Annotated in this window: 29 protein-coding genes and 1 pseudogene; 22 read left to right on the forward strand and 8 right to left on the reverse strand. The window is 69.2% G+C overall.

Features of this window, described 5'->3' with window-relative positions:
- The first annotated feature begins 98 nt into the window (after positions 1-98).
- On the forward strand, positions 99-1,487 hold the full coding sequence (gene glsA, locus AB0M51_RS08600; RefSeq protein WP_344188388.1) for a glutaminase A: 1,389 nt from the start codon (positions 99-101) through the stop codon (positions 1,485-1,487).
- A 97-nt stretch (positions 1,488-1,584) separates the two neighbouring features.
- Here glsA and glmS read toward each other — a convergent pair whose 3' ends face one another.
- From glmS to nucS, 3 genes are all read right to left on the reverse strand, one after another.
- Positions 1,585-3,405: a glutamine--fructose-6-phosphate transaminase (isomerizing) gene (gene glmS / locus AB0M51_RS08605; RefSeq protein WP_344188387.1), complete on the reverse strand. Its 1,821-nt coding sequence runs from the start codon at positions 3,403-3,405 to the stop codon at positions 1,585-1,587.
- 39 nt (positions 3,406-3,444) lie between these two features.
- Positions 3,445-3,723, reverse strand: a complete 279-nt coding sequence (locus AB0M51_RS08610) for a hypothetical protein (protein ID WP_344188481.1) — start codon at positions 3,721-3,723, stop codon at positions 3,445-3,447.
- A gap of 84 nt (positions 3,724-3,807) precedes the next feature.
- Entirely contained in the window at positions 3,808-4,467 is a 660-nt protein-coding gene (gene nucS / locus AB0M51_RS08615; protein WP_344188386.1) for an endonuclease NucS, read from the reverse strand.
- A gap of 81 nt (positions 4,468-4,548) precedes the next feature.
- Between nucS and AB0M51_RS08620 the strand changes: the two genes are divergently transcribed.
- The 5 genes from AB0M51_RS08620 to AB0M51_RS08640 all read left to right on the forward strand — a co-directional run bounded on the left by AB0M51_RS08620 (position 4,549) and on the right by AB0M51_RS08640 (position 9,097).
- Positions 4,549-5,430 (forward strand): methyltransferase domain-containing protein, encoded by an 882-nt coding sequence (locus AB0M51_RS08620; protein ID WP_344188385.1) that lies wholly within the window; start codon positions 4,549-4,551, stop codon positions 5,428-5,430.
- The gene (locus AB0M51_RS08625) at positions 5,430-5,879 is read left to right on the forward strand and encodes an NUDIX domain-containing protein (protein ID WP_344188480.1); all 450 of its coding nucleotides are present in this window, start codon (positions 5,430-5,432) and stop codon (positions 5,877-5,879) included. The genes AB0M51_RS08620 and AB0M51_RS08625 overlap by 1 nt, the downstream gene beginning before the upstream one ends.
- Positions 5,880-5,943: 64 nt before the next feature.
- Entirely contained in the window at positions 5,944-7,722 is a 1,779-nt protein-coding gene (locus AB0M51_RS08630) for a 3-hydroxybutyryl-CoA dehydrogenase (RefSeq protein ID WP_344188384.1), read from the forward strand.
- Positions 7,723-7,748: 26 nt separating this feature from the next.
- Entirely contained in the window at positions 7,749-8,054 is a 306-nt protein-coding gene (locus tag AB0M51_RS08635; protein WP_344188383.1) for a hypothetical protein, read from the forward strand.
- Positions 8,051-9,097, forward strand: a complete 1,047-nt coding sequence (locus AB0M51_RS08640; protein ID WP_344188382.1) for a zeta toxin family protein — start codon at positions 8,051-8,053, stop codon at positions 9,095-9,097. Before AB0M51_RS08635 ends, AB0M51_RS08640 begins: the two co-directional genes overlap by 4 nt.
- A 173-nt stretch (positions 9,098-9,270) precedes the next feature.
- On the opposite strand, the gene AB0M51_RS08645 is transcribed toward AB0M51_RS08640, so the two are convergent.
- A complete protein-coding gene (locus AB0M51_RS08645; RefSeq protein WP_344188381.1) occupies positions 9,271-9,447 on the reverse strand; it encodes a hypothetical protein in 177 nt (58 codons plus the stop codon).
- Here AB0M51_RS08645 and AB0M51_RS08650 point away from each other — a divergent pair.
- A pseudogene (locus AB0M51_RS08650) lies at positions 9,424-9,495 on the forward strand (hypothetical protein); the annotation flags it as partial. The gene AB0M51_RS08645 and the pseudogene AB0M51_RS08650 overlap by 24 nt on opposite strands.
- A 74-nt stretch (positions 9,496-9,569) precedes the next feature.
- The gene (locus AB0M51_RS08655) at positions 9,570-9,707 is read left to right on the forward strand and encodes a hypothetical protein (protein WP_344188380.1); all 138 of its coding nucleotides are present in this window, start codon (positions 9,570-9,572) and stop codon (positions 9,705-9,707) included.
- On the opposite strand, the gene AB0M51_RS08660 is transcribed toward AB0M51_RS08655, so the two are convergent.
- Positions 9,686-10,468, reverse strand: coding sequence for a phytanoyl-CoA dioxygenase family protein (locus tag AB0M51_RS08660; RefSeq protein ID WP_344188379.1), 783 nt, complete (start codon positions 10,466-10,468; stop codon positions 9,686-9,688). The two genes, AB0M51_RS08655 and AB0M51_RS08660, sit on opposite strands and share 22 nt — an antisense overlap.
- A gap of 170 nt (positions 10,469-10,638) precedes the next feature.
- Here AB0M51_RS08660 and AB0M51_RS08665 point away from each other — a divergent pair, with 170 nt between their 5' ends.
- Genes AB0M51_RS08665 through AB0M51_RS08680 form a run of 4 tightly spaced genes read left to right on the forward strand, consistent with a single transcriptional unit; the run spans position 10,639 to position 13,886 of the window.
- Positions 10,639-11,436 carry a helix-turn-helix domain-containing protein gene (locus AB0M51_RS08665; RefSeq protein WP_363748667.1) on the forward strand — a complete coding sequence of 266 codons (798 nt, stop codon included), beginning with the start codon at positions 10,639-10,641 and terminating at the stop codon, positions 11,434-11,436.
- Between the two features lie 10 nt (positions 11,437-11,446).
- A complete protein-coding gene (locus AB0M51_RS08670) occupies positions 11,447-12,298 on the forward strand; it encodes an ABC transporter substrate-binding protein (protein ID WP_363748669.1) in 852 nt (283 codons plus the stop codon).
- Entirely contained in the window at positions 12,295-13,146 is an 852-nt protein-coding gene (locus AB0M51_RS08675; RefSeq protein WP_363748671.1) for an amino acid ABC transporter permease, read from the forward strand. Before AB0M51_RS08670 ends, AB0M51_RS08675 begins: the two co-directional genes overlap by 4 nt.
- Complete coding sequence (locus tag AB0M51_RS08680) at positions 13,143-13,886, forward strand: amino acid ABC transporter ATP-binding protein (protein WP_363748673.1); 744 nt, start codon at positions 13,143-13,145, stop codon at positions 13,884-13,886. The genes AB0M51_RS08675 and AB0M51_RS08680 overlap by 4 nt, the downstream gene beginning before the upstream one ends.
- Here the strand turns inward: AB0M51_RS08680 and AB0M51_RS08685 are convergent.
- Together AB0M51_RS08685 and AB0M51_RS08690 are read right to left on the reverse strand one after the other, a co-directional pair.
- A complete protein-coding gene (locus AB0M51_RS08685; RefSeq protein WP_344188373.1) occupies positions 13,864-14,511 on the reverse strand; it encodes a response regulator transcription factor in 648 nt (215 codons plus the stop codon). The genes AB0M51_RS08680 and AB0M51_RS08685 overlap by 23 nt on opposite strands.
- On the reverse strand, positions 14,463-15,761 hold the full coding sequence (locus AB0M51_RS08690) for a sensor histidine kinase (protein WP_344188372.1): 1,299 nt from the start codon (positions 15,759-15,761) through the stop codon (positions 14,463-14,465). Before AB0M51_RS08690 ends, AB0M51_RS08685 begins: the two co-directional genes overlap by 49 nt.
- A gap of 205 nt (positions 15,762-15,966) precedes the next feature.
- Between AB0M51_RS08690 and AB0M51_RS08695 the strand changes: the two genes are divergently transcribed.
- The 10 genes from AB0M51_RS08695 to AB0M51_RS08740 all read left to right on the forward strand — a co-directional run bounded on the left by AB0M51_RS08695 (position 15,967) and on the right by AB0M51_RS08740 (position 24,849).
- The gene (locus tag AB0M51_RS08695) at positions 15,967-16,971 is read left to right on the forward strand and encodes an acyl-CoA desaturase (protein ID WP_363748676.1); all 1,005 of its coding nucleotides are present in this window, start codon (positions 15,967-15,969) and stop codon (positions 16,969-16,971) included.
- A 30-nt stretch (positions 16,972-17,001) separates the two neighbouring features.
- Positions 17,002-17,295, forward strand: coding sequence for a hypothetical protein (locus tag AB0M51_RS08700; RefSeq protein WP_344188370.1), 294 nt, complete (start codon positions 17,002-17,004; stop codon positions 17,293-17,295).
- A gap of 13 nt (positions 17,296-17,308) precedes the next feature.
- Positions 17,309-18,073 (forward strand): alpha/beta fold hydrolase, encoded by a 765-nt coding sequence (locus AB0M51_RS08705; protein WP_344188369.1) that lies wholly within the window; start codon positions 17,309-17,311, stop codon positions 18,071-18,073.
- A gap of 93 nt (positions 18,074-18,166) precedes the next feature.
- Positions 18,167-19,273 (forward strand): DUF1343 domain-containing protein, encoded by a 1,107-nt coding sequence (locus AB0M51_RS08710; RefSeq protein ID WP_363749470.1) that lies wholly within the window; start codon positions 18,167-18,169, stop codon positions 19,271-19,273.
- Positions 19,270-20,253 carry a GNAT family N-acetyltransferase gene (locus AB0M51_RS08715; RefSeq protein WP_344188368.1) on the forward strand — a complete coding sequence of 328 codons (984 nt, stop codon included), beginning with the start codon at positions 19,270-19,272 and terminating at the stop codon, positions 20,251-20,253. Before AB0M51_RS08710 ends, AB0M51_RS08715 begins: the two co-directional genes overlap by 4 nt.
- A gap of 2 nt (positions 20,254-20,255) precedes the next feature.
- Positions 20,256-21,536, forward strand: coding sequence for an extracellular solute-binding protein (locus AB0M51_RS08720; RefSeq protein ID WP_344188367.1), 1,281 nt, complete (start codon positions 20,256-20,258; stop codon positions 21,534-21,536).
- Positions 21,533-22,471 (forward strand): sugar ABC transporter permease, encoded by a 939-nt coding sequence (locus AB0M51_RS08725; RefSeq protein WP_344188366.1) that lies wholly within the window; start codon positions 21,533-21,535, stop codon positions 22,469-22,471. The genes AB0M51_RS08720 and AB0M51_RS08725 overlap by 4 nt, the downstream gene beginning before the upstream one ends.
- The gene (locus tag AB0M51_RS08730) at positions 22,468-23,346 is read left to right on the forward strand and encodes a carbohydrate ABC transporter permease (protein WP_344188364.1); all 879 of its coding nucleotides are present in this window, start codon (positions 22,468-22,470) and stop codon (positions 23,344-23,346) included. Before AB0M51_RS08725 ends, AB0M51_RS08730 begins: the two co-directional genes overlap by 4 nt.
- A 10-nt stretch (positions 23,347-23,356) precedes the next feature.
- Positions 23,357-24,103, forward strand: a complete 747-nt coding sequence (locus AB0M51_RS08735; RefSeq protein WP_344188363.1) for a PIG-L family deacetylase — start codon at positions 23,357-23,359, stop codon at positions 24,101-24,103.
- Positions 24,100-24,849, forward strand: a complete 750-nt coding sequence (locus AB0M51_RS08740; protein WP_344188362.1) for a ChbG/HpnK family deacetylase — start codon at positions 24,100-24,102, stop codon at positions 24,847-24,849. The genes AB0M51_RS08735 and AB0M51_RS08740 overlap by 4 nt, the downstream gene beginning before the upstream one ends.
- Here AB0M51_RS08740 and AB0M51_RS08745 read toward each other — a convergent pair.
- A complete protein-coding gene (locus tag AB0M51_RS08745; RefSeq protein WP_344188361.1) occupies positions 24,839-25,606 on the reverse strand; it encodes a thioesterase family protein in 768 nt (255 codons plus the stop codon). The two genes, AB0M51_RS08740 and AB0M51_RS08745, sit on opposite strands and share 11 nt — an antisense overlap.
- Positions 25,607-25,637 lie beyond the last annotated feature (31 nt).

A 25,637-nucleotide genomic window follows, 5' to 3' on the forward strand; every position in this document is an offset into this window, starting at 1 on the left:
GATCGTACAAGTTGCCCACTTGTCCAACAAGATGTCGTTTGACGTAGCCGTAACGTCAGGTGACCGAACCGGAAATGCGCTGGCGACAGGCTGCGGCCATGGACGTATCTCCGCCGCGGCTGTTCAGCGCGTTCGAGGCGATCGACAAGGACGACGACGGGCGGATCTGGGCGTGGGAGCTGCTCAGCGCGCTCGGCCGCGCCGGGATCCAGCCCGGTGATCAGCGGGTGCGCGCGGCGCTGGCCGGCGTACCGGAGCCGATCGGGGTGGACACTCAGCCGGTGCAGCTGGATCTGCGGCAGTTCGCCGCGATCGCGCAGTACGGGGACGGGCTCGTGTACCGGGCGTTGAACGACGAGCTGGCGGTGCCCGTGCAGGAGTTCCGGGAGTTGGCGCGAGGCGTGGACGAGATCTACGCCGACGTACTGCCGAATCGGGACGGGGCCAACGCGGACTACATTCCGACGTTGCGGGACGCGGATCCGGAGCGGTTCGGGATTGCGATCTGCAGTGCGGACGGGCAGACGTACTCGGTCGGGGATGCGGCGGTCGGTTTCAGTGTGCAGTCGACGTCCAAGCCGTTCAGTTACGCGATGGCGTTGGAGCAGCTCGGGTCGGCCGAGGTGCATCGGTGGGTCGGTCAGGAGCAGAGCGGCGGGACGTTCAACGACTACCGGTTGTCGCTGGGGGACGGGCGGCGGCCACACAATCCGATGATCAACGCGGGGGCGATGGCGACGTTGGCGTTGGTTGATCACGGCAAGGAGACGAGCGACCGGTTCCGGACGGTGCGCGGGACGTGGGCGCGGATGATGGGGGAGGCGCCGGGGTTCGACCAGGAGACGTACCTGGCGGAGAAGGCGACCGGGGACGGGAACCGCGGGCTGGCGAGCCTGATGAAGGCCGCGGACATGTTGAAGGCGTCGGGTGCGGACGGCGCGGCGCTGACGGCGGACTTCTACTTCCAGGTGTGCTCGCTGGAGGTCGACGCGCAGCGGCTCGCGGCTGCTGGTGCGACGTTGGCGAACGGCGGCGTGGCGCCGTACTCGGGGGAGCGGGTGTTCTCCCAGGAGACCGCCGGGCGGGTGCTGTCGGTGATGGGGCACAGCGGGATGTACAACGACTCCGGCAAGTTCTCCGGCCAGGTGGGCCTGCCCGCGAAGAGCGGCGTCTCCGGGAACGTGCTGCTGGTCGTCCCGTCGAAGCGCCTGGCCGTGGTCACGTTCTCACCCCGGCTGGACGCGGCCGGCAACTCCGTCCGGGGAGTAGAGGTCTGCAAACGCCTGGTGACCGCCTTCAACCTCCACCCCTACCAAGCCCTCGGTCCCACCCGCACCCTCAACCAGGCCGACCGCCGAGCCGAAGCCGCCAGCGCCGCCGACCACGCCCTCAGCGGCCTCCCCCGCCCCGGCTCCACCACCCCCAGCACCCCGACCGAGCGCACCGCAGTCAGCCGGAGGACGCCGTCGCCGGGGCAACAGTTGTAAGGGCGGATACCCAGGCCATCACAATCCAACGGCCCTCGCCGCGCTGAGCGTGGCGAGGGCCGTGGTGTTGCGATTGTGATGGCCTGGCGATCCGGGACTACTCGACGGTGACCGACTTTGCCAGATTGCGGGGCTTGTCGACGTCGTGGCCGAGGGCGACGGCCGCGTAGTACGCGATGATCTGCAGCGGGATGGTCAGCAGGATCGGGTCCAGCTCGGGCTCGTTCTTCGGGACCACGATCTTCGCCGCGACGCCGTCCGGGATGTCGACGCCGGGGTGCGTGACGACGTACAGCGGGCCGGACCGGGCGCCGATCTCGTGCAACGCGCCGATGTTGCGGTCGACCAGCTCGTCGTCGGGGACGATCGCGACGCTCGGCACGTCCGGCGAGATCAGCGCCAGCGGACCGTGCTTCAGCTCCGACGTCTGATACGCCTCAGCGTGCCGGTACGAGATCTCCTTGAGCTTCTGCGCACCCTCCCGCGCCACCGGGTACCCGCGGGTCCGGCCGACGAAGAACAGCGACTCGTGCTGCGCGAGCCGGCCGGCGATCTTGGCCAGCTCCTCCTCCTGCGCGACGATCGCGGCGATGTCCTCGGGCAGCTTCTTCAGGCCCTCGATCAGCCGCCGGCCGTCGGCGGGGGAGACGTCCCGGATCCGGCCGAGGTGGATGCCGAGCATCGCGAACCCGACCGCCATGTTGGTCAGCGCCTTCGTCGACGCCACCGACACCTCGGGCCCGGCGTGCAGGTACACACCGCCGTCGACCTCGCGCGCGATGCTCGACCCGACCGCGTTCACCAGGCCGATCACCCGGCCGCCCTTGCGCTTCAGCTCCTGGACGGCGACCAGCGTGTCCAGGGTCTCGCCCGACTGCGACACCGCGACGTACAGCGTGTCCCGCTCGACCACCGGGTTCCGGTACCGGAACTCCGAGGCCGGCTCCGCGTCGGCGGGGATCCGCGCGACCTCCTCGATGAACTGCGCGCCCATCTGGCCCGCGTAGTACGCCGACCCGCAGCCGAGGATCTTGACCCGCTTGATCTCCCGCGCCTCGCGGGCGTCCATGTTCAGGCCGCCGAGGTGCACGGTGTGGAAGCGCTCGTCCAGCCGGCCCCGGGTGACCCGGCCGACCGCGTCCGGCTGCTCGTGGATCTCCTTCATCATGAAGTGCTCGTGCAGGCCGCGCTCGAACTCCTCGGCCTCCCACTCCACGGTCTTCGCGGTCTTCGTGGTCGGCGACGCGTCCTGGGTGAAGGTCCGGTACCCGTCGGCGCGCACGGTGGCCAGCTCGCCGTCGTCCAGGTAGACGACCTGGCGGGTGTAGCGGATCAGCGCGGCCGCGTCCGAGGCGATGTGCATCTCACCGTCGCCGATGCCGAGGATCAGCGGGCTGCCGTTGCGGGCGACCACGATCCGGTCCGGGAAGTCGAGGTCGACGACCGCGATGCCGTACGTGCCCTCGATCCGGTGCAGCGCCGCCAGCACCTTCTCCTCGAGGGTGGCGCCGTCGGACTGCTCGATCAGGTGCGCGAGCACCTCGGTGTCGGTCTCCGAGCGGAGCTTGACGCCCGCGTCCTCCAGCTGGGCGCGGATCGCGGCGGCGTTGTCGAAGATGCCGTTGTGCACGACCGCGATCCGCTCGTTGCCGCTGGCGTGCGGGTGTGCGTTGTCCTTGCTCGGGCCGCCGTGCGTCGCCCACCGGGTGTGGCCGATGCCGAGCTTGCCGCCGAACCGCTTCGGCAGCGAGGCCTCCAGCTCACGGACCCGGCCGGCGTCCTTGTGCACCTTGAGCTCGCTGGACCCGACGACGGCGATGCCGGCCGAGTCGTACCCCCGGTACTCGAGCCTGGCCAGGCCGTCCACCAGGATGGGCGCGGCCGGCTTGGTGCCGACGTACCCGACGATTCCGCACATGTAGTGGTGCCCCTTCGTAGGTTCGGTTGAGCGCGCCCGTCAGCCGTAGACGATCCGTCGCAGCTGGCGGGCGGAGAGATCGGGCGAGCGGACCGGCCAGTGCCGGAGCTCGGTGCCGAGCCGGGCGAAGATCTCGTCGTTGCGGGCACCGTAGGTCTGCAGCTCACGGTGCCGGCGCCGGACGTACTCCTCGGTCGTCTCGGTGAAATAGGCCAGCACGTCGGCGACCACGCGTCGCGCGACCTCCGCCGGCAGCCCGGTCGTCCGGCTGACCTGATCGGCCAACTCGTCCACCGGCTCCACAGCCGCCTCACTGATCACTCGTCAACCATGCAGTGTTTTCGGGGCCATGGCAAAGACTCTGCCCGAAATCGGGCAAATTTCCTGCTTTGTCAGGAGGATCTAGAACAATCGGAGTACGTCGGACTCCATGCCGCGGAGGGCGTCGTAGTCGACGGTCAGGCACTCGAGGCCGCGGTCCGTGGCCAGGAACTGCGCCTGCGGCTTGATCAGCTGGGCCGCGAAGATGCCGCGCACCGGGGCGAGGAGCGGGTCCCGGTTCAGCAGCTCGACGTACCGGGTGAGCTGCTCGACGCCGTCGATCTCGCCGCGGCGCTTGATCTCGACCGCGACGTGCTTGCCGTCGGCGTCGCGCAGCAGCAGGTCGACCGGGCCGATCGCGGTCGGGTACTCCCGCCGTACCAGCGTCCAACCGTCGCCGAACGTGTGGACGTGCTCGGCGAGCAGCTCCTGCAGGTGCGCCTCGACACCGTCCTTGATCAGCCCCGGGTCCTGCCCGAGCTCGTACGCGGTGTCGCTGTGCACCTCCTCGAGCGTGATCCGGAGCTCTTCACCGGCCTTGTTGGTGACGCTCCAGACGTTGTCCCCCTCGACCAGCTTGCACGGCGGGGACATCCAGTTCAGCGGTTTGTACGACCCGCCGTCGGCGTGGATCAGCACCGATCCGTCCGCCTTCACCATCAGCAACCGCGGCGCCATCGGCAGATGAGCCGTCAGCCGCCCCGAATAGTCCACAGAACACGTAGCAATCACCAAGCGCACGACAAAGCACCGTAGTGCACAGACACTCCGAAGTGGGAAGGTGGTGAGCACGAACGTCCGATCCGGGTCTGGGTGAAACCGATGAATCTCATGTGTCCCGCGCGGATCCTGCTGCTGCCCGCCGACGGCCAGGACCCGGAGGTCGGTGAGCGGGTCGTCCAGGTGTACGCCGGCCCGTTCGAGGCGTCGGCCGGCTCCCGGCTGGCGGAGCACCTCGGCGTCCGGCTGACCGTCGTACCCGAGCTGACCCAGCACCCGGACGCCGAACTGCAGGCGATCGCCGACCTGCACCGCGGCGAGGCCGTCGTCGTCCTCGGGCTGGACCTCGGCCTGAAGCTTCCCGCCGTCGTCGAGCACACCGGCGACGGCTGGACCCGGATCGCCTCCGACAACGAGCTCACGCTGGCCGCCTACGAACAGGCACCGGACAAGTTCCGCGACACGATCCCGAAGGACCCCAACCATGCGCTGATCGACCTGCTCGCCGCCGGCATCCCCGCGGGCGGCAGGGTGCTCGAACTCGGCAGCGGCACCGGCCGGGACGCGATCGAGCTCGAGCGTCGCGGCTTCGCGGTACGCCGTACCGACGCGACCCGGGCGTTCGTCGAGATGATGCGGGCCGACGGGTACGCCGCCGACGACCTGAATGCGCTCACCGACGAGTACGGCGGCCCGTACGACGCGGTCTACGCGAGCGCGGTGTTCCTGCACTTCACCAGACCCGAGCTGACCGCCGTACTGCGGAAGGCGGCCCGCTGCGCGCCCGTCCTGGCCTTCGCGACCCGTGAGGGCAAGGGGGAGGAGTGGTCGAGCCGCCACCTCGACCTCCCGCGACACTTCGTGCTCTGGCCGGAAGGCCCGCTGCGCGACCTGCTGACCGCGACCGGGTGGACGGTCGAGCAGCTCGAACGGACGGAGTCCAAGATCGGCACCTGGTTCCAGGTCCTGGCGAGGCGCGGGTGATGCGGGCGGGCGTCGTACTGCTGACCGCCGACGGGCTCGCGGCGATCGAACGGGTCCGGGACGGGCGGACGTACCACGTGCTGCCGGGCGGTCAGGTGGAGGACGGCGAGAGCCCGGCGGAGGCGGCGCGGCGGGAGACGTACGAGGAGCTCGGGCTGCTGGTGAAGATCCGCGACGCGGTCGCCGTCGTGCACTTCGGGGACAGCACGCAGCACTACTTCACGGCGGACGTGATCGGCGGCGAGTTCGGGACCGGCGACGGGCCGGAGTTCTCTTCCGGTACGACGGACCGTGGGACCTACCGCCCCGTCTGGCTGCCGTTGTCCGGGCTCACTCAGCAGGATCTGAGACCCCGCCCGATCGCCGCGGCGCTCCAGGGCGCGCCGGACCCGTGGTGGCTGCTCGACGGCTGGTCCGTGACCCCGGTGGTGATCGACGAGCCCGTGTGAGGTTGACCTCCCCGGTGACGCAACTCATGGGCGGACCAGTACCGGGACTGGCATAGTGCACAGCATGGCTCGGGAATTGACGACAGTGGGTGTGGTGGGTCTCGGCACGATGGGCGCCGGGATCGCCGAGGTGTTCGCGCGCCACGGGCTGACCGTGGTCGGCGTCGAGCGGGACGAGGAGGCGGCCGACCGCGGCCGCGGGCACATCCAGCACTCGACCGACCGGGCCGTGAAGCGCGGCAAGCTGTCGGTCGAGGACCAGCAGGCGCTGTTCGACCGGGTCACGTTCGCGACCACGATGGAGGCGCTGGCGGACTGCGACCTGGTGATCGAGGCGGTCGTCGAGCGGCTCGAGCTGAAGCGCGAGATCTTCGCCGCGCTGGACAAGATCGTCCGCGAGGACGCGATCCTCGCCACCAACACGTCGTCGTTGTCGGTCACCGAGATCTCGGTCGCCACCCAGCGGCCGCGGCGCGTGGTCGGCATGCACTTCTTCAACCCGGCGCCGGTGCAGGAGTTCGTCGAGGTGATCAAGACCGTCGTCACCGAGCCGGACGTGGTGGACGACGTACTGGCGCTGGCCCGGCGGCTCGACAAGGTCCCGGTGGTGGCCGCGGACCGGGCCGGGTTCATCGCGAACGCGCTGCTGTTCGGCTACCTGAACCACGCGGTGTCGATGGTGGAGTCCCGGTACGCGACCCGCGAGGACGTGGACGCGGCGATGCGGCTCGGCTGCGGGTACCCGATGGGTCCGCTGGCCCTGCTCGACCTGATCGGGCTGGACACGGCGTACGAGATCCTCGACACCATGTACAAGCAGGGCCGGAACCGGCTGCACGCGCCGGCTCCGATCCTCAAGCAGATGGTCACCGCCGGGCTGCTCGGCCGGAAGACCGGGCGCGGGTTCTACACCTACGAGGCGGCCGATTCGCCGGTCGTGGTCGACGACGAGAACACGCCGTCGCCGGCCGGGGACGACATCGCCGTACGGCCGGTGCGGCGGGTCGGCGTGGTCGGCTCCGGGACGATGGCGGTCGGCATCGTCGAGGTGCTCGCGAAAGCCGGGTACGACGTGCTGTACGTCGCCCGCGGCACCGAGAAGGTGGACCGGGTCCGCGGCGTGCTGGAACGCTCGCTGGAGAAGGGCGTCCAGCGCGGCAAGCTCTCCTCGGAGGAGCGGGACGCGGCGCTGCGCCGGGTGACCGGTACGGCGAAGCTCGACGACCTCGCGTCCGTGGATCTCGTGATCGAGGCCGTGGTGGAGGAGCTGAGCGTCAAGCAGGCGCTGTTCGAGTCGTTCGACGAGATCTGCAAGCCGGGCGCGATCCTGGCCACCACGACCTCGTCGCTGCCGGTCATCGACCTGGCGATGGCGACCAAGCGCCCGTCCGACGTCGTCGGCCTGCACTTCTTCAACCCCGCGCCGGTGATGCAGCTGGTCGAGGTGGTCAGCACGGTCAGCACCGCCCAGGACGTCGCCGACACGGTCGCGGCGGTAGCCGTTGCCGCCGGCAAGCATCCGGTCCGCTGCGGTGACCGGGCCGGCTTCATCGTGAACGCGCTGCTGTTCCCGTACCTGAACGACGCCGTCCGGATGCTCGAGGCGCACTACGCCGGCGTCGACGACATCGACGCCGCGATGAAGCTCGGCTGCCGCCTCCCGATGGGCCCGTTCGCCCTCCTCGACGTGGTCGGCCTGGACGTCTCCCTCGCCATCCAGCGCACCCTCTACCTCGAATTCCGCGAACCCGGCTTCGCCCCTGCCCCCCTCCTCGAACACCTCGTCACCGCCGGCTACCTGGGCCGCAAAACCGGCCGCGGCTTCCGCGACTACTCCAACTGATCCAACCGCAGCGCTACGCTGCGTACATGCCCGATGAGCACAACAAACACATCACCGAGGCACTCGGCGGTCAGTACATCCCTCCGATGACCCACGAGGAACGCAAGGAACGCGAACGTGTCCGCAACCTGATCGAGGGTGTAGCGACCTGTTACAACTCGTTGGTCCATCTGGAGACCGACGACGCCCGCCGCGATGAGCTGCTCGCGAAGCGCGCGCACTACGACGAGGAGTTCCGGCGCCGGGGTTCGATGACGCCTGAGGAGCGGCAGGAAGTACTGCGCACCTATCCGGCCCTCCTCTCGCAATTGCGCACCGAACTCGGCGAATGAACGATCTCGCGCTGACCCCGGCCGAGGGCGACGCCGTCACCGCCCGGCGGATCGAGCAGATCACACCGCCGTCGCGGCCGTTGCGGCTGCCCGGGATCCGCGCGCTGGCCGTCCTGGTCGCCGGCCAGCCCGGCGCCGGCAAGTCGACCACCCAGGAACTCGTCCAGCGCGCTCTCGGCGCCGAGACCACGGCGACGTACGACTTCGACGACAACGCCAAAGCGCATCCGCGGTACCGCGCGATCCTGAGCAAGGGCAAGCTCGACGCGCATCGGGACGTGCACGAGAGCCTGCCGCCGGACCTGCACAAGCGGTGCATGGACCACCTGACTCGGGGCGAGTCGCAGTACGACGTGGTGGCGAGTGCGCCGATGTCGTGGGAGCAGGGCGCGAAGCAGTGGGTCGACGGCTTCGCGAACGAGCGCTACCGGGTCGCCGTGGTCTACGTTGCGACGAACGACGCGAACAGCCTGCTCAGCGTGGCGGACCGGTACCAGCAAGCCGTCGACGACAACGGCATCGGGCGGTGGGTCGATCCGCGGTTGCACGATCAGGCGTATCGGGGTGCGCCGGATGCGGCGCATGCACTGGAGTCGCAGGCGTACGTCGACGACATCTACGTGGTCGACCGCGACGGCAACGTGTTGTTCGAGAACCATCGGCTGCCGGACGGCACGATGGAGCGCGAACCCGGCGCCCGGCAGGCGATCCTCGACGAGCGAGAGCGCCCGCCGACCCCGGCCGAGATCGACCACTTCCGGCGTACCGCGGTCGGCCTGCTCCGGCACGACCCCGAGCTGGCCGAACCGGTCCGCGACGTGGTCAGCGAGGCGATGCAACGCCAGGTGGCACGTGCCGCTCCGGCGGACCACGGCCGCCCGGTGGTTCCGGAGAACCGCATCGACGCCCGCCTCGCCAACACCCACCGCGTCGCCTCCAGCGGCGTCGCACCTGCACAGGGCAGCGCCGCACCGTCCCGCGACGACAGCTCCCGCCGCGCAGGCCCACCCCGCTCCGGCCCGAACCAAACCCTCGACCGCTGACCCGGCTACCCTGCCTCCATGCACGAGGCGGCCTTACTCACCGTCGAGGTCGGCGGATCCTCGACCCAGGCCCTCCTGAACAACCACGAGGTAAGCCTGCAGAACCACACTCACCTGCCGTGGCTGGTCGCGGCACCGGGGTTGGTGGAGGGCGACCGCGTTCGCGGCGCTCATCACCTCGGCTGGGCGGATGTACGCATCAGCCAGGAGCTCGGGATGGCGTCGCCGCCCGTCCTCTCGATGAACGACGCGGAAAGCTCTCGGGTACGACTTTGTACGTCGGCATCGGTACCGGCGTCGGCGCCGTCGGGGTGCGTGACGGTGAGGTGGTGCCGATCGAGTTCGGGCACCTGACGTCGTTCGGGGACAAGACCTGCGGCGGATGTGGCCGCCGGGGCTGCCTGGATGCGCAGATCGGTGGGCACGCGTTGCCGGATCCGCTGGCCGGGCCTGATCAGGAGCTCGTCGCCCGGTGTTTGATCCCGCGGTTGTTGCTGCAGTGCAGGCCGGCGTCGGCGGGCTCGACGTACAACTGTCGCGGTGTGCGGCCGAGTACAAGTCGGCCGCCTATCTGGGCCTACTGCACCGTTACGGCTCCATCTCGGCGTAGTCGCCGCAGGGGCCGCCGCCGAGGGCTTCGGGGAGGACAGTTTCGCGGTGGTCGGGGCGGATGAGCGGGTTGTAGAAGGAGGCGATCTCCACGCTGTCCTCGGGGACGTAGTGGAAGATCAGGGCGCGGCGGAAGCGGTCCGCGGTGGTGTTCGGGCGGGAGCCGTGGACGACGCTGCCGTGGAAGAACAGCACGTCGCCGGCGGTCATCTTGGTCTGGACCTTTGACATTCCTTCGGGTACGGCGACCTGGGCGTTGCTGAAGGACTCGGAGAGGTCGGCCGGTTCGGGGCAGAGGAGGTCGGTCCGGTGCGAGCCGGGGACGACCTGGAGCCCGCCGTTCGCGGAGTCGACGTCGTCGATCGCGATCCACGCCGCGAGGCAGGTCTCGGGGTCGGCGCGGAGGAACGTATTGTCCTGGTGCAGCGCCTGGCCGCGGGCCCCCGGCGGCTTGAAGTAGAACATCGACTGGGCGCCCAGCGGCGGGCCGATCAGAGCCTGGACGACATCGAGGATCCGGCTGTCGAGCATCAGCTCGAGCGCGATCGCGCCGGCCTCGGTGTCGGTCCGCCGGTGCGGGTGCACGAACCGCGGGTACTTCTTCAGCGGGTCGTCGTCGGGGACCCCGTCGTCGTGGGCGAGGGAGAGGTCGGCCTCGACCTGCTCCATGTAGACCTTCCTGATCCGCTCGACCTCGGCGGGTTCGAGCAACTGCGGAACCTGGACGATGCCGTCCCGCTGGTAAACGTCGGCGATGGTCATCGGGCCTCCCGGTCTGGACTGAGGAGCGGAGGGAGCGTAGCGACCGGAGCGACGAGGGAAGACCGGGAGTCGAAGCCCGATGACCCGCCGCGCCGGAGGCGTGGCATGAGCACTGTCATACCACCAAGGATCCGGCGGACGACCAGGATCCAGCGATAGTCTATCGAGCTGTGAACCTTCGATATCCTGCTGAGGCGCCGCATCCGACGGTGCGCCGGCTGGTGGTTGGTGAGTTCGACGAAGGGCCTGAGTACGCGACCTACCGCCGCCGCGGGACGACCGACTGGCTGCTGGTGCAGACCCTCGACGGACAGGGACGATTCGGTCAGGTCGCGGCCGCCCCGGGCAGCGTGACACTGGTCAGACCAGGCACCGAACACGACTACGCGACGGTCGGCGACCGCTGGCACTTCCTGTACACGCACATGCACCCGAAGCCCGACTGGTTGCCGTTGCTCGACTGGCCGGAAGTTGCCCCCGGCATCGTCCAGCTGCACCCGGCGGAGCCGACCTTCGACCGGATCGCCGACCACCTGCGAGACGCCGTACGGCATCAGCACAGCGTCCTGCCGCAGGCCGAGCAGCTCAGCGCGAACTCGCTCGAGGCCGCCCTGCTCTGGTGCGACACCCAGAACCCGAAGGCCGTCCAGATCGACGACCGCCTGCTCCGCGCGATCGAGCTGATCGACCAGGACCTGACCGCGAACCTCGACGTACCGCGACTGGCGAGAGCGGTGAGCCTCAGCGTCTCACGCTTCGCGCATCTGTTCCGCGCGCAGCTCGGCGTCACCCCGCAGCAGTTCGTCGAGCACCGCCGCCTGGACGCCGCCGCCCGCCTCCTCGAACTCACCAGCCGCCCGGTCGCCTCGGTCGCCGCCCAGGTCGGGTACGCCGACCCCCTCTACTTCGCGACCCGCTTCCGTCTGCACACCGGATCGAGTCCCACGGCGTACCGGAAGAGGTCTTAGAGTTCTGCGCATGAGAATTGTGGTGGGGCTGGCCGTGCTGGCTGTCGTGGGGCTTGCAGCGTGTGCGCCGGAGGACAACAGCGCGTCCGGTACGTCGACGCCGGCGGGCGCGGACGCGTGCGCGAAGGACAAGCTGGCGGTGAAGACCGCGGGCACGTTGACGGTCGGCACCGACAAGCCGGCGTACGAGCCGTGGTTCAGCGACAACGACCCGGGCAACGGCAAGGGGTACGAGTCGGCGGTCACCTACGCGGTGGCGAAGAAGCTCGGTTTCGAGCAGGCCGAGGTGAAGTGGCAGACGGTGCAGTTCAACACCGCGTTCGCGCCCGGCCCGAAGGCGTTCGACCTGGACGTCAACCAGGTGTCGATCTCCGAGGAGCGCCGCAAGGCCGTCGACTTCTCCTCCGGGTACTACGACGTCCGGCAGACCGTGATCACGACCGCGGGCAGCAAGATCGCGAACGCGAAGTCGCTGGCCGAGCTGGCCGACGCGAAGCTCGGTGCTCAGGTCGGTACGACGAGTTACACCGAGCTGCGCGACGTCGTGAAGCCGAAGCAGACGCCGGCCGTGTTCGACACGAACGACCTGGCCGTGCAGGCGTTGAAGAACAAGCAGATCGACGGCATCGTGGTGGACCTGCCGACCGCGTTCTACATGACGTCGGCGCAGCTCGACAACGGCAAGATCGTCGGCCAGCTGCCCGCGGGCGGTAAGGCCGAGCAGTTCGGGTTCGTGCTCGCGAAGGGCTCGAAGCTGACCGGCTGTGTCACCCAGGCGGTCGACGCGCTGAAGGCGGACGGCACGCTGGCCAACCTGCAGAAGCAGTACCTCACCGAGTCGGGCGCGCCCGAGCTCTCGTGACTACCTGGCAGCCGTCCCAGCTCCAGCAGGAGAGGATCGCGTACCGGCGCAGGCGGGCGCGGCGGTCGACGCTGATCGCCGCGGTCAGCTCGGTGGTCCTGCTCGCGTTGGTTGTCGTGGGCATTGGTTCGACGCCGGGCTGGCCGCGGGTCCGGGCGACGTTCTTCGACGTCCACCGCGGCTGGCAGGCGTTGCCGATCGTTGCCCAGGGCCTCTGGCTGAACGTCCGGGTGATGCTCGTCTGCGCGGTCCTGATCGTCGTGCTCGGGATGACGCTGGCGATCATGCGCACGTTGCGCGGCCCGATCTTCTTCCCGCTGCGCGTGTTCGCGGCGGCGTACACGGACGTGTTCCGCGGCCTGCCGCTGCTGCTGGTGATCTTCCTGCTCGGCTTCGGCGTACCGGCGCTGCAGTTGCGCGGGCTGCCCAACCAGGCGGTGATCTGGGGCGGCGCCGCGCTGGTGCTGACCTATTCGTCGTACGTCGCCGAGGTGTTCCGCGCCGGGATCGAGTCGGTGCATCCGTCGCAGCGGGCGGCGGCGCGGTCACTCGGGCTGACGTACCGCCAGACGCTGCGGTTCGTCGTACTCCCGCAAGCGGTACGCCGGGTGCTGCCGCCGTTGCTGAACGACTTCGTCAGCCTGCAGAAGGACTCCGGGCTGATCGCCGTCCTCGGAGTGATCGACGCGATCCGGGCCGCCCAGCTGGAGACGGCCGAGGACTTCAACTTCACGCCGTACGTCGTGGCCGGGCTGCTGTTCGTCGCGCTGACGATCCCGCTGACCCGGCTGACCGACTACGTCGCCCGCAGACAGGGCTGGTACGGCGGGGGAGGAGGACCGGTATGAGCCTGCTGACGATGCGTGGGGTACGGAAGGCGTACGGCGACAACGTCGTGCTGGACGGGTTCGACCTGGACGTCGCGGCGGGGGAATGCGTCGTACTGATCGGGGCGTCCGGCTCCGGGAAGTCCACGCTGCTGCGGTGTGTGAACCTGCTGGAGACCGTCGACGACGGTGTGATCGAGCTGGCCGGCGAGGACATCACGGATCCGCGGGTGGACGCGGACAAGGTGCGGTCCGGGATCGGGATCGTGTTCCAGTCGTACAACCTGTTCCCACACCTGAGCGTGCTGGACAACATCACCTTGGCCCCGATCCGCGTGCACCGGGTGCCGCGCGACACGGCCCGCGCCCGGGCAGTGCAGATGCTGGACCGGGTCGGCCTGGCGGACAAGGCGGCGGCCAGACCGGACGAGCTGTCCGGCGGTCAGCAGCAACGGGCCGCGATCGCCCGCGCGATGGTGAACTCCCCGCAGCTGATGCTGCTCGACGAGGTCACCTCCGCGCTCGACCCGGAGCTGGTCGGGGAGGTCCTCGACCTGCTCCGCGAGCTCAAGTCCGACGGCATGACGATGATCGTCTCGACCCACGAGATGGCCTTCGCTCGCGAGGTCGCCGACCAGGTCTGCTTCCTCCACCAGGGCCGCCCGCTCGAGGTCGGACCGCCCGCCCAGGTCCTGGAGGACCCGCGGGAGACCCGGACCCGCGAGTTCCTCGGCCGGATCAGCGCGACGACAGGTAGGTGAGGACCGCCATCACCCGGCGGTTGTCGTCCTCGGACGGCGGCAGGTCGAGCTTGGCGAAGATGTTGTTGGTGTGCTTGCTGACCGCCTTCTCGGTGACGAACAGCGCGCTCGCGATGGCGGCGTTCGAGCGGCCCTCGGCCATCAGGCCGAGGACCTCGGACTCGCGGGGCGTGAGCCGGCTGACCGGGGAGTCCTTGGTGCTGCGGGCCAGCAGCTGACCGATCACGTCCGGGTCCATCGCCGTACCGCCGCCCGCGACCCGGCGGACCGCGTCCAGGAACTCGGCGACGTTCGACACCCGGTCCTTGAGCAGGTACCCGACACCGCCTCCGCCGCCGGTGAGCAGCTCGCGGGCGTACAGCTGCTCGACGTACTGCGAGAGCACCAGGATCGGCAGGCCGGGAACCTGGGTACGGGCGTCGATCGCGGCCTTCAGGCCCTCGTCGGTGAACGTCGGCGGCAGCCGTACGTCGACCACCGCGACGTCCGGCCGGTGCTCCACGAGTGCGGGCACCAGCCGGGGTCCGTTGTCGACCGCTTCCACGACCTCGAAGTCGTGCGCCTCCAGCAGGCGGATCAGGCCGTCCCGGAGGAGGGCGTGGTCTTCAGCGATGAGGACTCGCAAGGCAGCTCCATGATCACGGTGGTCGGCCCGGCGTTCGGGCTCACCACGGTCAACGTACCGTCGAAGGCGGCCAGCCGCCGCTCGATACCGTACAGACCGCCGCCGGGCTTGACGGTAGCGCCTCCCACGCCGTCGTCGCCGACGATCATGTGCAGCTTCTCGTCCTCATGGGTGATCTGGATCCAGGCGTTGGTGGCGGCCGAGTACTTGACCGCGTTCGCCAGGCATTCGGCGACCGCGAAGTACGCCGCGGACTCGACCGGAGCGGCCGGGCGGCCGGGGACGTCGAACGTGACGTCGACCTTGAACGGGCACGTCAGGGCGAGCGCCTTCACCGCACCTTCGAGGCCGCGGTCGGCGAGCACCGGCGGGTGGATGCCGCGGACCAGGTCGCGGAGCTCGGACAGCGCCGTACTCGCGGACTCCCGGGCCTCGGTGAGCAGCGCGGCCGCCTGGGCCGGGTCGCGGGCCACCATCTCCTCCGCCATCCCGAGGTTCATGCTGAGCGCGGCCAGCCGGGCCTGGGCGCCGTCGTGCAGGTCGCGCTCGATCCGGCGCAGCTCGGCCGCCTGGGTGTCGACGGTCTCGGCGCGGGACTCGGACAGCTCGCGGACCCGCATCGCCAGCTTGGCGCTCTCGGTCGGGCCGAGCAGCGAGCGGGCCATGAACGCGTTCGCCTTCAGCAGCCGCTCGCCGGCCGCCTGCCAGATCAGGAACGCGACCAGCGCGACCGGCATCATCAGGAAGCTGGACCAGAAGTTGACGTGGAACAGCCCGCCGAACGGCTCGGTGAAGACGCCCTCCGGCGTGACACCGACGAGCAGCGGGTAGACGAGATAGAACAGCCCGGCCAGGAACAGTACGGCGCTGAGCAGGCAGAGCGTGAAGCCGAAGACCGCGTTCACCAGCAGCCAGGCGATGTCCCGCCAGGTCTGCGGGTCGGTGAGGATGGTCCGCAACCGCATCAGCATGCCGGGAATCGGCGGCTGCTTGTACGGCCGTGGGATCCGCTCGCCGAGGAAGCCGGCCAGCATCGTCCGGTGACAGTTCGCGAACCAGCGCGCGGTCGGTACGACCACGAGCAGTAGCGGGATGCCCACCCAGACCGCGATCAGCGGCACGGACACCACGCTGAGCACGAACAGGGCGATCCCCAGCTCGGCCAGGATCGCGAGGAACAGCGCGATCCACGGCTGGGCGAACTTCGGGTACCGCAGCGGCGGTGCATCGGTGGCTACGACGGTGCTCATGACATCCATCATGACTCAGCGTGTGCTCAGGCGCGGTGGAGTTAACTCCCCTCTGGCCGGCGGGCTGTCACCCCCAGCTATTTGGGTAGTAGCTCTCATGTTTTCAGCGGTTAGGGCGCAGAGGGTTGATGCCGTACGCTGGCCGCGGCTGTACGCCTAGGCCTCCCCCCGCACCCGAGACGAGGACCTGATGGCTCAGCCAACCGTGTTAGCTCCCCCTACCCGCGGCAGTGACTTCTCCCCGCTGTTACGCGAGATCAAGTCCGCCGGCCTGCTGGAGCGGCGTACGGCGGCGTACGCGATGGCGATCGGGATCAACGTCGTGCTGATGGGTCTCACCTGGGCGGGGATCGCGGTGATCGGCTCCTCCTGGTGGGCGGTGCTGCTCGCCGTACCGCTCGGGATCCTGACCACCCGGGCCGCGTTCTTCGGCCACGATGCGGGGCACCAGCAGATCGGCAGTTCGCGCAAGCTGCACGACTGGATCGGGATGCTGCACGGCAACCTCGTGCTCGGCATGAGCTACGCCTGGTGGAACGACAAGCACAACCGCCACCACGCGAACCCGAACCACACCGACAAGGACCCGGACGTCGGCGAGGGTGTCTTCGTCTGGACGCTGCAGCAGGCGGAGGGCCGCAAGGGCCTCGAGGGCTGGCTGACCCGGAACCAGGCGCGCGTCTTCTTCCCGCTGCTCACGCTGGAAGGCTTCAACCTCAAGGTTTCGAGCATCCGCTTCCTGCTCGCGCGCCGGCGGACCGAGAAGCTCGAGCTGGGCCTGATGGCTGTGCACCTGGTGCTGTACTTCAGCGCGCTGTTCCTGATCATGTCGCCGGGTCAGGCGCTGGTGTTCGCGCTCGTCCACCACATGGTCTTCGGGCTGCACCTCGGCAGCGTGTTCGCGCCGAACCACAAGGGCATGGAGATGCCCGACGAGGACAGCAACTGGGGCCACCTGGAGAAGCAGGTGCTGACGTCGCGCAACGTCAACGGCGGCCTGGTCGTCGACTGGATGATGGGCGGGCTCAACTACCAGATCGAGCACCACCTGTTCCCGAGCATGCCGCGGGCCAACCTCCGGTTCGCCCAGCCGATCGTCCGCGAGTACTGCGAGAGCATCGGAATGCCCTACGTTTCAACGGGTCTGATCGATTCGTACCGAATGGGGTTGCGCCACATGCACGCGGTCGGCGAGGAACTCCGCAAGTGAGCTAGGTCATACGACTAGCCTTGAGTAGCTATGTCGCGCAGAAAGCCTTCCAAGTGGCAGCGGCCGGTCAGCGACCGGCCGCTGCTCGGTGGTACCCAGTCCCGTGAGGTGAAGGCCGACGGGGAGTGGAACGTCCGCCGGGTCTCCGGGTCCGCGTCGGCGAAGTCCTACCGCTGCCCGGGGTGCGACCAGCAGATCCCGCCGGCCACGCCGCATGTGGTGGTGTGGCCGGACAACCCCAGCCTGCTCGGTGCGCTGGGTGGTGCGCAGTCCCTGGACGAGCGGCGCCACTGGCACACGGCCTGCTGGCAGCGTAGTCGGTGAAAGGTTGTCGGACATGAAGCTTCCGGTCACGTCGTACGGCGAGACGGGTTCGCCGGTCGTGGTGATGCACGGGCTGTTCGGCTCGGGGCGGAACTGGATGACCGCGGCTCGGCGGCTCGCGGACCGGCACCGGGTGTTCGCGTTCGACCTGCGCAACCACGGCAGCTCGCCGCACGTGGACACGATGAGCTACCCGGAGATGGCCGACGACGTCCGCGAGACGATCGAGTCGCTCGGGCTCGGGCCGGTCGCACTGGTCGGGCACTCGATGGGCGGCAAGACCGCGATGCTGACCGCGCTCCAGTACCCGTCCGTCGTCGAGCGGCTGGTGGTCGTCGACGCGGCGCCGGTCGCGTACCCGCCGGCCTTCGTCGAATACGCCCGCGCGATGCGGAACGCCGACCTGTCGTCGGTGAGCCGCCGCGCCGAGGTGGACGCTCAACTGGCCGACGCCGTACCCACCCCCGGGACGCGGGCGTTCCTGTTGCAGAACCTGATCCTCGACGCCGACGGCGCGCGCTGGCGCCCGAACCTCCCGGTGATCGAGGGCGCCCTCCCGCAGATCTCCGGCTGGCCGGCTGTCGAAGGCCTGCACTACGACGGCCCGACCCTGTTCATCTACGGCGGCAAGTCCGACTACGTCCAGCAGGACCACCGCGCGGCGATCGCGGCGTACTTCCCGCACGTCCGGTACGCCGAGGTCCCGGAGGCCGGCCACTGGGTCCACGCCGAGCGCCTCGACGACTTCCTGGCGACACTGAGTCCGTTTCTCAGGTAAACGGTGTCCGTAATCCATTGACCTTCGGCTGAGGTCGTCGGTAAGTTTTCAACCCAGTTCCTGCAGGATCCACGATCTGGGTTGGTGGTGGCGATGGTGGTCCGGACCGGCGCGCAGCGTCTGGCCGAGGACCCGGGGTTGGTGCCCGACGGGCGCCTGGGACTGATCACGAACTTCACCGGCGTGCTGCCGGACCTCACGCCGACGTCGGTCGGGTTGCGTGCGGCCGGGTTGCCGTTGACGGCGTTGTTCGGTCCCGAGCACGGACTCCGGGGTACGGCGCAAGCGGGCGCCAGCGAAGGTGAAGGCGTCGACCCGGACACCGGGCTCCCCGTCTTCGACACGTACCGGCGGAAGGGGCGCGAGCTCGACGACCTGTTCTCCGGCGTCGACGTACTGCTGTTCGACATCCAGGACATCGGGACGCGGTTCTACACCTACGTCTGGACGATGTACGACTGCCAGCAGGCGGCCGCGCGGCTCGGGAAGCCGTTCGTCGTCCTGGACCGGCCGAACCCGCTCGGCGGCGTCCGCGTCGAGGGGCCGATGCTGCAGCCGGGGTTCGAGAGTTTCGTCGGGCGGGCGCCGATCCCGCTCCGGCACGGCCTGACCGTCGGCGAGCTGGCCCGGCAACTTGGCGCGGCGACGGTGGTCGAGCTGGAGGGCTGGACACGCTCGTCGTCCGGGACCGGTCTGCCGTGGGTGCCGCCGTCGCCGAACATGCCGACCCCGGACACCGCACTGGTGTACCCGGGCACCGGCCTCTTCGAAGGGACGAACCTCAGCGAGGGCCGCGGTACGACGCGCCCCTTCGAGACGATCGGGGCGCCGTACGTCGACGACCGGTTCGTGCCGGCCCTGCGCTCGCTGGGCCTGCCGGGGGTGGCGTTCCGGCGGACGTGGTTCGAGCCGGTGTTCAGCAAGTACGCCGGCCAGGCCGTGTCCGGCGTACAGCTGCATCTCGTCGACCGGGAGGCGTTCGAGCCGGTGCGGACCGCACTCGAGATGCTCCGGGTGCTGAACGAGCTGTACCCCGACGACTTCGCGCTGCTGCCGTCGCTCGACAAGCTCTGGGGTTCGGACTCGCTGCGCAAGGCGCTCGAGGCCGGCGACGATCCGGTCGAGCTGTTGCCCGCGGCCACCACACCGGCCGCGTGGACGCGGTCCGACGTCTTGCTCTACGAAGGGACAACCCGATGACCGGCGCCGACGTGACGATCCGTTCGTTCGAGGTCGGGGACGGGCCGGCGATCGCCGCCGCCTGGACGGCCGCGGCGCCGGCTGACCCGATCTCGTACCAGCGACTCCGCGACCTGTTCCTGCTCGACCGCAACTTCGACGCGCCCGGTCTCCAGGTGGCCGTGATCAATGATCAGATCGTCGGCGCCGCGTACGCCGTCCGGCGGCTGATCGCGGTCGATGCCGACGACCTGGAACCGGCGTCCGGCTGGATCCCGTTCTTCTTCGTGCACCCGGACCACCGTGGCCAGGGCATCGGCCGCAAGCTGTTGACCGCGGCAACCGACTGGCTGCGGTCGCACGGGCGCACGGAGGTCTTCTTCTCGTCGTACACGCCCAACTACTTCCTCCCCGGCCTGGACTCCGCCCGCTACCCGGAGGCGGCCCGGCTGCTGGACGCGCTGGGGTTCCGGCGCGGGTACGACGCGGTCGCGATGGACCGCAGCCTCGTCGGGTACGGCGTACCGGAGGAGGTCCGGAAGCGGATCGACGCGCTGACGGCGGAGGGCTACAGCTTCGGAACGCCGTCCGGCGACGAGTTGACCGCGCTGATCGCGATCGCCGGCGCCGAGTTCAACCCGGACTGGGCGCGCGCGATCCGCGAGGGCGTCGGGTCCGGACTGCCACTCGATCGGATCGTGGTGGCGCGCGACCCGGGCCGGGAGATCCTCGGCTGGGCGATGCACGGGACCTACGAAGGCGTGATCGACCGCTTCGGGCCGTTCGGCGTACTGCCGGCGTCCCGCGGCACCGGGCTCGGCAAGGTGCTGCTGCACCTCACGCTGGAGCGGATGGTCGCCGCCGGCGCGCACAGCGCCTGGTTCCTGTGGACCGGCGAGAAGTCCGCCGCCGGTCAGCTGTATCTGAAGACGGGGTTCGACATCACGCGCACGTTCACCATTCTCCGGGCGCCGTTGCACCCGGCCGGCGAGAAGGAATGATCATGAGGATTGCCAAGAGTTTGCGGCTGGCCGTCGCGCTGGGCCTGCTGGCCACCGGCGCCGCCGCGTGCGGCGGGGGCAGCGGCTCCGGGAGCGGCGGCAAGGTCGAGCTGACGCTGCTCAGCCACTACAGCGACGGCCCGTCCAAGGAAGGCCTGGACAAGATGATCCAGGAGTGGAACAAGGAGAACCCGAAGATCCAGGTGAAGTCGCAGGTGGTCAAGTTCGACGACCTGCTCACCACGATGACGGTCCGGCAGACCGGCGGCCGCGGCGCGGACATCGTCAGCGCGTACGGCCTGTGGGGCGGCCAGCTGATGAAGGCGAACGTCGTCGCGAAGGTGCCGGACGACATCGCGACCAAGATCAAGGCGGAGTACAGCCCCGCGGCGCTCGGCGCGGTCACCACCGGCGGCACGCTGCTCGGATACCCGACCGAGCTGAACACCTACGTGCTGTTCTACAACAAGAAGATCCTCGCCGCGGCCGGGATCACCAAGCCGCCGTCGACCTGGGCCGAGCTCGCGGACGCGGCCAAGAAGACCGTGAAGCGTGATGCCAAGGGCAACATCCAGGTCGAGGGCCTGAGCCTGATCCAGGACGGTGACAACAAGTCGGTGCACCCGTTCCTGTCGCTGCTCGACTCCGCCGGCGGGAAGTTCCTGGCGCCGGACGGGACCGCGCAGTTCGACGACGCGGCCGGCAAGGCGGCGCTGAAGTTCGAGTCCGACCTGGCGGCCGCCAAGGCGACCAACCCGTCGATCATGCCGACCAAGCAGTTCCGCAGCGGCGGCGTCGCGATGGCGATCCAGGCCGGCTGGTGGATCGGCAGCCTGAAGAACCAGATGAAGGACAAGTACTCCGACGTCGGCGTGGCCGCGATCCCCGGTCCGACGCCGGGTAGCAAGGGTTCGCTCGCGTACGGGTTCTTCATGGGCGTGAACCAGCGCAGCAAGCACGCCGACGAGGCGTGGAAGTTCCTCACCTGGATGAACGAGCACAAGACCGCCGACGGCAAGGTCACCGAGACCGGCAAGTGGCTGGCCGACCAGGGCCTGATCCCGCCGCGGACCGCCGACCAGGCCGAGTACAAGAAGTCGCTGTCCGACCCGAACCTGGCGCCGATCTACGACGCGGCGACGTACGCGATGGCGGAGCCGAACCAGCCCGGCGCCTACGAGGCGAAGACGGCGCTGCACAACGCGATCATGGGGGTGCTTGCCGACGGCAAGAACTCCGACGAAGCGCTGGCGCAGGCGGCGAAGGCGGTCAAGCCGCAATGACGACCGCGGTCTCCCGGGTCGGCGCTGTCGCAGCGCCGGCCCGGCGGCTCGGCAAGCTGCACCGCGAAGGGCGGGCGGCGTACCTGTTCCTGTCGCCCGCACTGCTGTTCTTCTGCGTGTTCCTGATCCTGCCCTTCATCTTCGCGATCGTGCTGGCGTTCTCGGACTGGGGCGGCTTCGACCTGGGCACGCTGAAATGGGCGGGTTTCAAGAACTTCGGCGACGTGCTGAACTTCGACGGCACGTTCGTGAAGCCGATCCTGGTGAACACCTTGCTGTTCGCCTTCGGTTCGGTGTTCCTGGCAACCTTCGGCTCGGTGCTGGTTGCCTACTGCATCGACCGGCTGGCGTTCCAGGGCTTCTGGCGGGTGCTGTACTTCCTCCCGGTGGTCGCCACCGTGGTGGCCATCGGCAACGTGTGGAAGATGATGTACCAGCCGGCCGGGCTGATCAACGGCGTACTGAACAAGCTCGGCGTGAACAGCATCGGCTTCCTGTCCGACGCGTCGTACGCGCTGCCGTCGGTGACCGTCGTCCAGGCCTGGGCCTCGATCGGCGGCGCCGTACTGATCCTGACCGCCGGGCTGAAGGCGATCCCGGAGATGTACTACGAGGCCGCCGAGGTGGACGGTGCGAACTCGTGGCACATGTTCTGGTCGATCACGCTGCCGCTGCTGCGGCCGGCGTTGCTGTTCGTGCTGATCACGCAGTTCATCGGCGGGCTGCAGTCGTTCGCGCTGATCATCGTGATGACCGGCGACGGCGGCCCGGTGAACGCGACCAACGTGGCCGCCTTCGAGATGTACCAGCGCGCGTTCAAGTACGGCGCCTGGGGTACGGCGAGCGCGATGGCGATGGTGCTGTTCGTGATCATCCTGGCGATCACGCTGCTGCAGCTGTGGATCGCCCGGCGGCGCGGGGAGGAGACCTCGTGAGACGACGTGGCGGCAAGTTCCCGTGGGTCGCGTACCTGGTCGTGGTCATCGGCGCGGTCGCGATGGTGATGCCGTTCCTGGACATGGTGATGAGCTCGTTCAAGGGCGCGGGGGAGTACGGCGTGATCCCGTACAAGCTGCTGCCCGAGTCGTTCAACCTGGACAACTACCGCGAGGCGTTCTCGCAGTTGCAGCTGCTGCACCTGTTCAAGAACAGTGTGATCGTCACGGTGTCCGTCACGGTGTCGGTGCTGGTCACCTCGTCGATGGCAGGGTACGCCCTGGCCAAGCTGCGCTTCCGCGGGCGGGCGGTGATCTTCCGGTTCATCCTCGCGACGATGATGCTGCCGCCGTTCCTGCTGCTGATCCCGACGTTCCTGATCATGCTGAACTGGCCGTTGGCCGGCGGCAACGACATCCTCGGCCGCGGCGGCGACGGTGGCCTGACCACCAGCCTGGTGGCGCTGATCCTGCCGTTCACGGTCAGTGGTTTCGGGATCTTCCTGATGCGGCAGTTCATGGTGTCGCTGCCGGACGAGATGCTCGAGGCGGCCAAGATCGACGGTGCGAACCAGTGGCAGACCTGGCGGCTGATCGTGCTCCCGCAGACCAAGCCGGTCGCGATCACGCTCGGCCTGATCACGTTCATCGGCACCTGGAACGAGTACATCTGGACGCTGCTGATCTCGTCCTCCGACCCCGATCTGCAGACGCTCCCGGTCGGCATCCAGCTGCTGCAGAGCTTCCTCGACCCGGATCGCACGATGCCGATCGTGATGGCCGGGCTGGTGATCAGCACGCTGCCCGTGCTGGTCGTGTTCCTGCTGTTCCAGAAGTACTACGTGCGTGGTGTCGTACTCAGCGGCCTGAAATGAGGAGCCTCTTATGACCAACAGCGTGCTCGCCATCGGCGGACACATCGGCGACATGGACCTGACCGCCGGGCCGACGCTCGCCAAGCTCGTCCTGGAGGGTGCGTCGGCGACGATCGTTGCGCTCACCCCGGGCGAGCGCGGACACCCGCGGATGACGCCGGCCGACTACAAGGTGCAGAAGATCGCCGAGGGTACGGCGTTCGCGGAGGCGATCGGCGCGGACTTCCGGGTGCTCGACCACAGCGACGGGTTCCTGCCGGCCACCGACGACGTGGCGCTGGAGCTGGCCCGGATCATCCGGGAGAAGCAGCCGGACACGATCATCACGCACTGGAAGCACTCGATCCACAGCGACCACGAGCACACCGCCCAGGTCGCCGAACGGGCCCGCTTCCTGGCCGGCCTCCCGATCGAGTCGGACGAGGACTTCAAGACGCTCACGCCGTACGCCGAACTGGCCGCGCGGGTGGCCGAGCTCCCGCGGCACGGCGTACGGACCTTCATGCACGCCGAGAACTGGGAGGACATGGAGGGCTTCACGCCGACGCGGTACGTGCCGATCCCCGACGAGGCCTTCTACCGCTGGGTTTCCGCCATCCGTCACCAGGCCTTCGCCCGCGGCGAGACCTACGGCTTCCGCTACATCGACTACTACACTGCCCTGATGACGACCCGAGGCTGCCTGGCCGGCTATCCCCGCGCCTGCGCCTTTCACACCAGCCCCACTCCCGAGGTCAGCAAGCTGGCCGGCCCGTGACCGGCGTCCAGCTGGTAGTCCGCGGCGACGACTTCGGGATGTGCCACGCGGTGAACGCCGGGACGGTCGAGGCGTTCCGGAACGGCATCGTCACGCAGGTGTCGGTGATGGCGGCGTGTCCTTGGTTCGAGGAGGCGTCGGTGCTGGCGCGGGAGTTCGCGATTCCGGTCGGGGTGCATCAGACGCTGACCTGCGAATGGGACTTCCTGCGCTGGCGGCCGTTGACGGACGGCCCTTCGCTGGTGGGGGAGGACGGGACGTTCCGGCGCACCGTGGCGGACGCGAAGGCGGCGGTGTCGCACGCGGAGGTCGTGCGGGAGTTGTCGGCGCAGGCGGGCAAGCTGTCGGCGGCGGGGCTGGACGTCGAGTATCTCGACGTACACATGGGCCTTGCGGCGCCTGCGGCGTACGGCGAGGTCGCCGCGGCGGTGGGTGCGCCGTTCATCGGCGCGGAGGAGATGTTCGCGTCGGCGGAGACGTTGAGCAATCGGGACGCCGCGGACAAGAAGGCGTGGTTGCTCGAGTACCTGCATGCGTTGACGCCCGGCGTACATCTACTGATCACCCACTGCGCGGCAGCTCATCCCGAGCTCGGCGCGATCCACCGGCCCGGATCGGACACCTACCGGTGGGCCGAGGAGTACCGCCTGTCGGACCAGGCCGTGGTGACCGATCCCGAGATCCGGCAGGCGATCGACGACCTGTCGATCGAGCTGACCACGGTCCGCGAGGCGTTCAGGGCCTGAGGGTCAGGATCTGGGCCAGCGTTCCGATCGGGCCGTCGGCGTCGTGCAGGACGCTGCTCGTCAGGCCGATGCCGGTGGCGCCGAACGTGACCGTGGTGTCGAAGCCGATCCACTCGCCGCGGGGCTCCGCGAACAGGTGCGCCGTCAGGTCGACGTTCGGGAACGCCACCTTCCGCGGATCCGCCCGTACGGTCATCCCGTTCGCGATGTCGAACAGGCCCGCGACGCGGGCGAGCGGGCTGACGTCCTCGTCGTCGATCAGGCGCACCGCCGTACGCACCCAGAACGCGGCCCGCCCCGGCTCCACCTGCTCCCGCCGTACCTCCGCCGACTCGATGAAGCCGCCCGGCCACACCGACGACGGATCCCACGGCGCCATCTCGTCCACCGGCGTGATCCGCGGGTACGCCGTACCTCGCAAGGCCGCCGTGTCCCCGGGGCGCATCAACCACGCCCGCAGCAGCACCGCGTCCCGCCCGTCGTGACTGAGCGCCGCCTCGACCAGCTCCACGCTGCGCCCCGGCCGGAGAACTCGCACCCGCGCATGCATCACCTCGATCGGGATCGTCCCGAGGATGTCGTACGACAACCGCCCGACCACGAGCCCGTCCGCGCGCCGCGCGTCCCGATCCCGCTCGACCACGTGCGTCAGCAACCCGAGCGCGGGCGCAATGTGCTGCGTCCCGGTGTCCCACGCCCCACCGACCTCTTTGGTCGCCCGGTAGGCGCCGTCGTCGACCCGTTCGAAGTACGCCACCCGCGCAACGCTACCGTCTGACATCATCGGC

Origin of the sequence: Kribbella sp. NPDC051137 (assembly GCF_040682535.1) — a bacterium.
Taxonomy (GTDB): Bacteria; Actinomycetota; Actinomycetes; order Propionibacteriales; family Kribbellaceae; genus Kribbella; species Kribbella karoonensis.

What these genes read in the sequence shown, in the direction of transcription:
- AB0M51_RS08700 (WP_344188370.1), top strand. Translation starts at nt 17,002, where the DNA reads ATGTCGCGCAGAAAGCCTTCCAAGTGGCAGCGGCCGGTCAGCGACCGG.
- AB0M51_RS08690 (WP_344188372.1), bottom strand. Translation starts at nt 15,761, where the DNA reads ATGAGCACCGTCGTAGCCACCGATGCACCGCCGCTGCGGTACCCGAAG.
- AB0M51_RS08625 (WP_344188480.1), top strand. Translation starts at nt 5,430, where the DNA reads ATGCGGGCGGGCGTCGTACTGCTGACCGCCGACGGGCTCGCGGCGATC.
- AB0M51_RS08640 (WP_344188382.1), top strand. Translation starts at nt 8,051, where the DNA reads ATGAACGATCTCGCGCTGACCCCGGCCGAGGGCGACGCCGTCACCGCC.
- AB0M51_RS08635 (WP_344188383.1), top strand. Translation starts at nt 7,749, where the DNA reads ATGCCCGATGAGCACAACAAACACATCACCGAGGCACTCGGCGGTCAG.
- AB0M51_RS08725 (WP_344188366.1), top strand. Translation starts at nt 21,533, where the DNA reads ATGACGACCGCGGTCTCCCGGGTCGGCGCTGTCGCAGCGCCGGCCCGG.
- glmS (WP_344188387.1), bottom strand. Translation starts at nt 3,405, where the DNA reads ATGTGCGGAATCGTCGGGTACGTCGGCACCAAGCCGGCCGCGCCCATC.
- AB0M51_RS08620 (WP_344188385.1), top strand. Translation starts at nt 4,549, where the DNA reads ATGAATCTCATGTGTCCCGCGCGGATCCTGCTGCTGCCCGCCGACGGC.
- AB0M51_RS08630 (WP_344188384.1), top strand. Translation starts at nt 5,944, where the DNA reads ATGGCTCGGGAATTGACGACAGTGGGTGTGGTGGGTCTCGGCACGATG.
- AB0M51_RS08735 (WP_344188363.1), top strand. Translation starts at nt 23,357, where the DNA reads ATGACCAACAGCGTGCTCGCCATCGGCGGACACATCGGCGACATGGAC.
- glsA (WP_344188388.1), top strand. Translation starts at nt 99, where the DNA reads ATGGACGTATCTCCGCCGCGGCTGTTCAGCGCGTTCGAGGCGATCGAC.
- AB0M51_RS08670 (WP_363748669.1), top strand. Translation starts at nt 11,447, where the DNA reads ATGAGAATTGTGGTGGGGCTGGCCGTGCTGGCTGTCGTGGGGCTTGCA.
- AB0M51_RS08680 (WP_363748673.1), top strand. Translation starts at nt 13,143, where the DNA reads ATGAGCCTGCTGACGATGCGTGGGGTACGGAAGGCGTACGGCGACAAC.
- AB0M51_RS08660 (WP_344188379.1), bottom strand. Translation starts at nt 10,468, where the DNA reads ATGACCATCGCCGACGTTTACCAGCGGGACGGCATCGTCCAGGTTCCG.
- AB0M51_RS08710 (WP_363749470.1), top strand. Translation starts at nt 18,167, where the DNA reads ATGGTGGTCCGGACCGGCGCGCAGCGTCTGGCCGAGGACCCGGGGTTG.
- AB0M51_RS08715 (WP_344188368.1), top strand. Translation starts at nt 19,270, where the DNA reads ATGACCGGCGCCGACGTGACGATCCGTTCGTTCGAGGTCGGGGACGGG.
- AB0M51_RS08705 (WP_344188369.1), top strand. Translation starts at nt 17,309, where the DNA reads ATGAAGCTTCCGGTCACGTCGTACGGCGAGACGGGTTCGCCGGTCGTG.
- AB0M51_RS08720 (WP_344188367.1), top strand. Translation starts at nt 20,256, where the DNA reads ATGAGGATTGCCAAGAGTTTGCGGCTGGCCGTCGCGCTGGGCCTGCTG.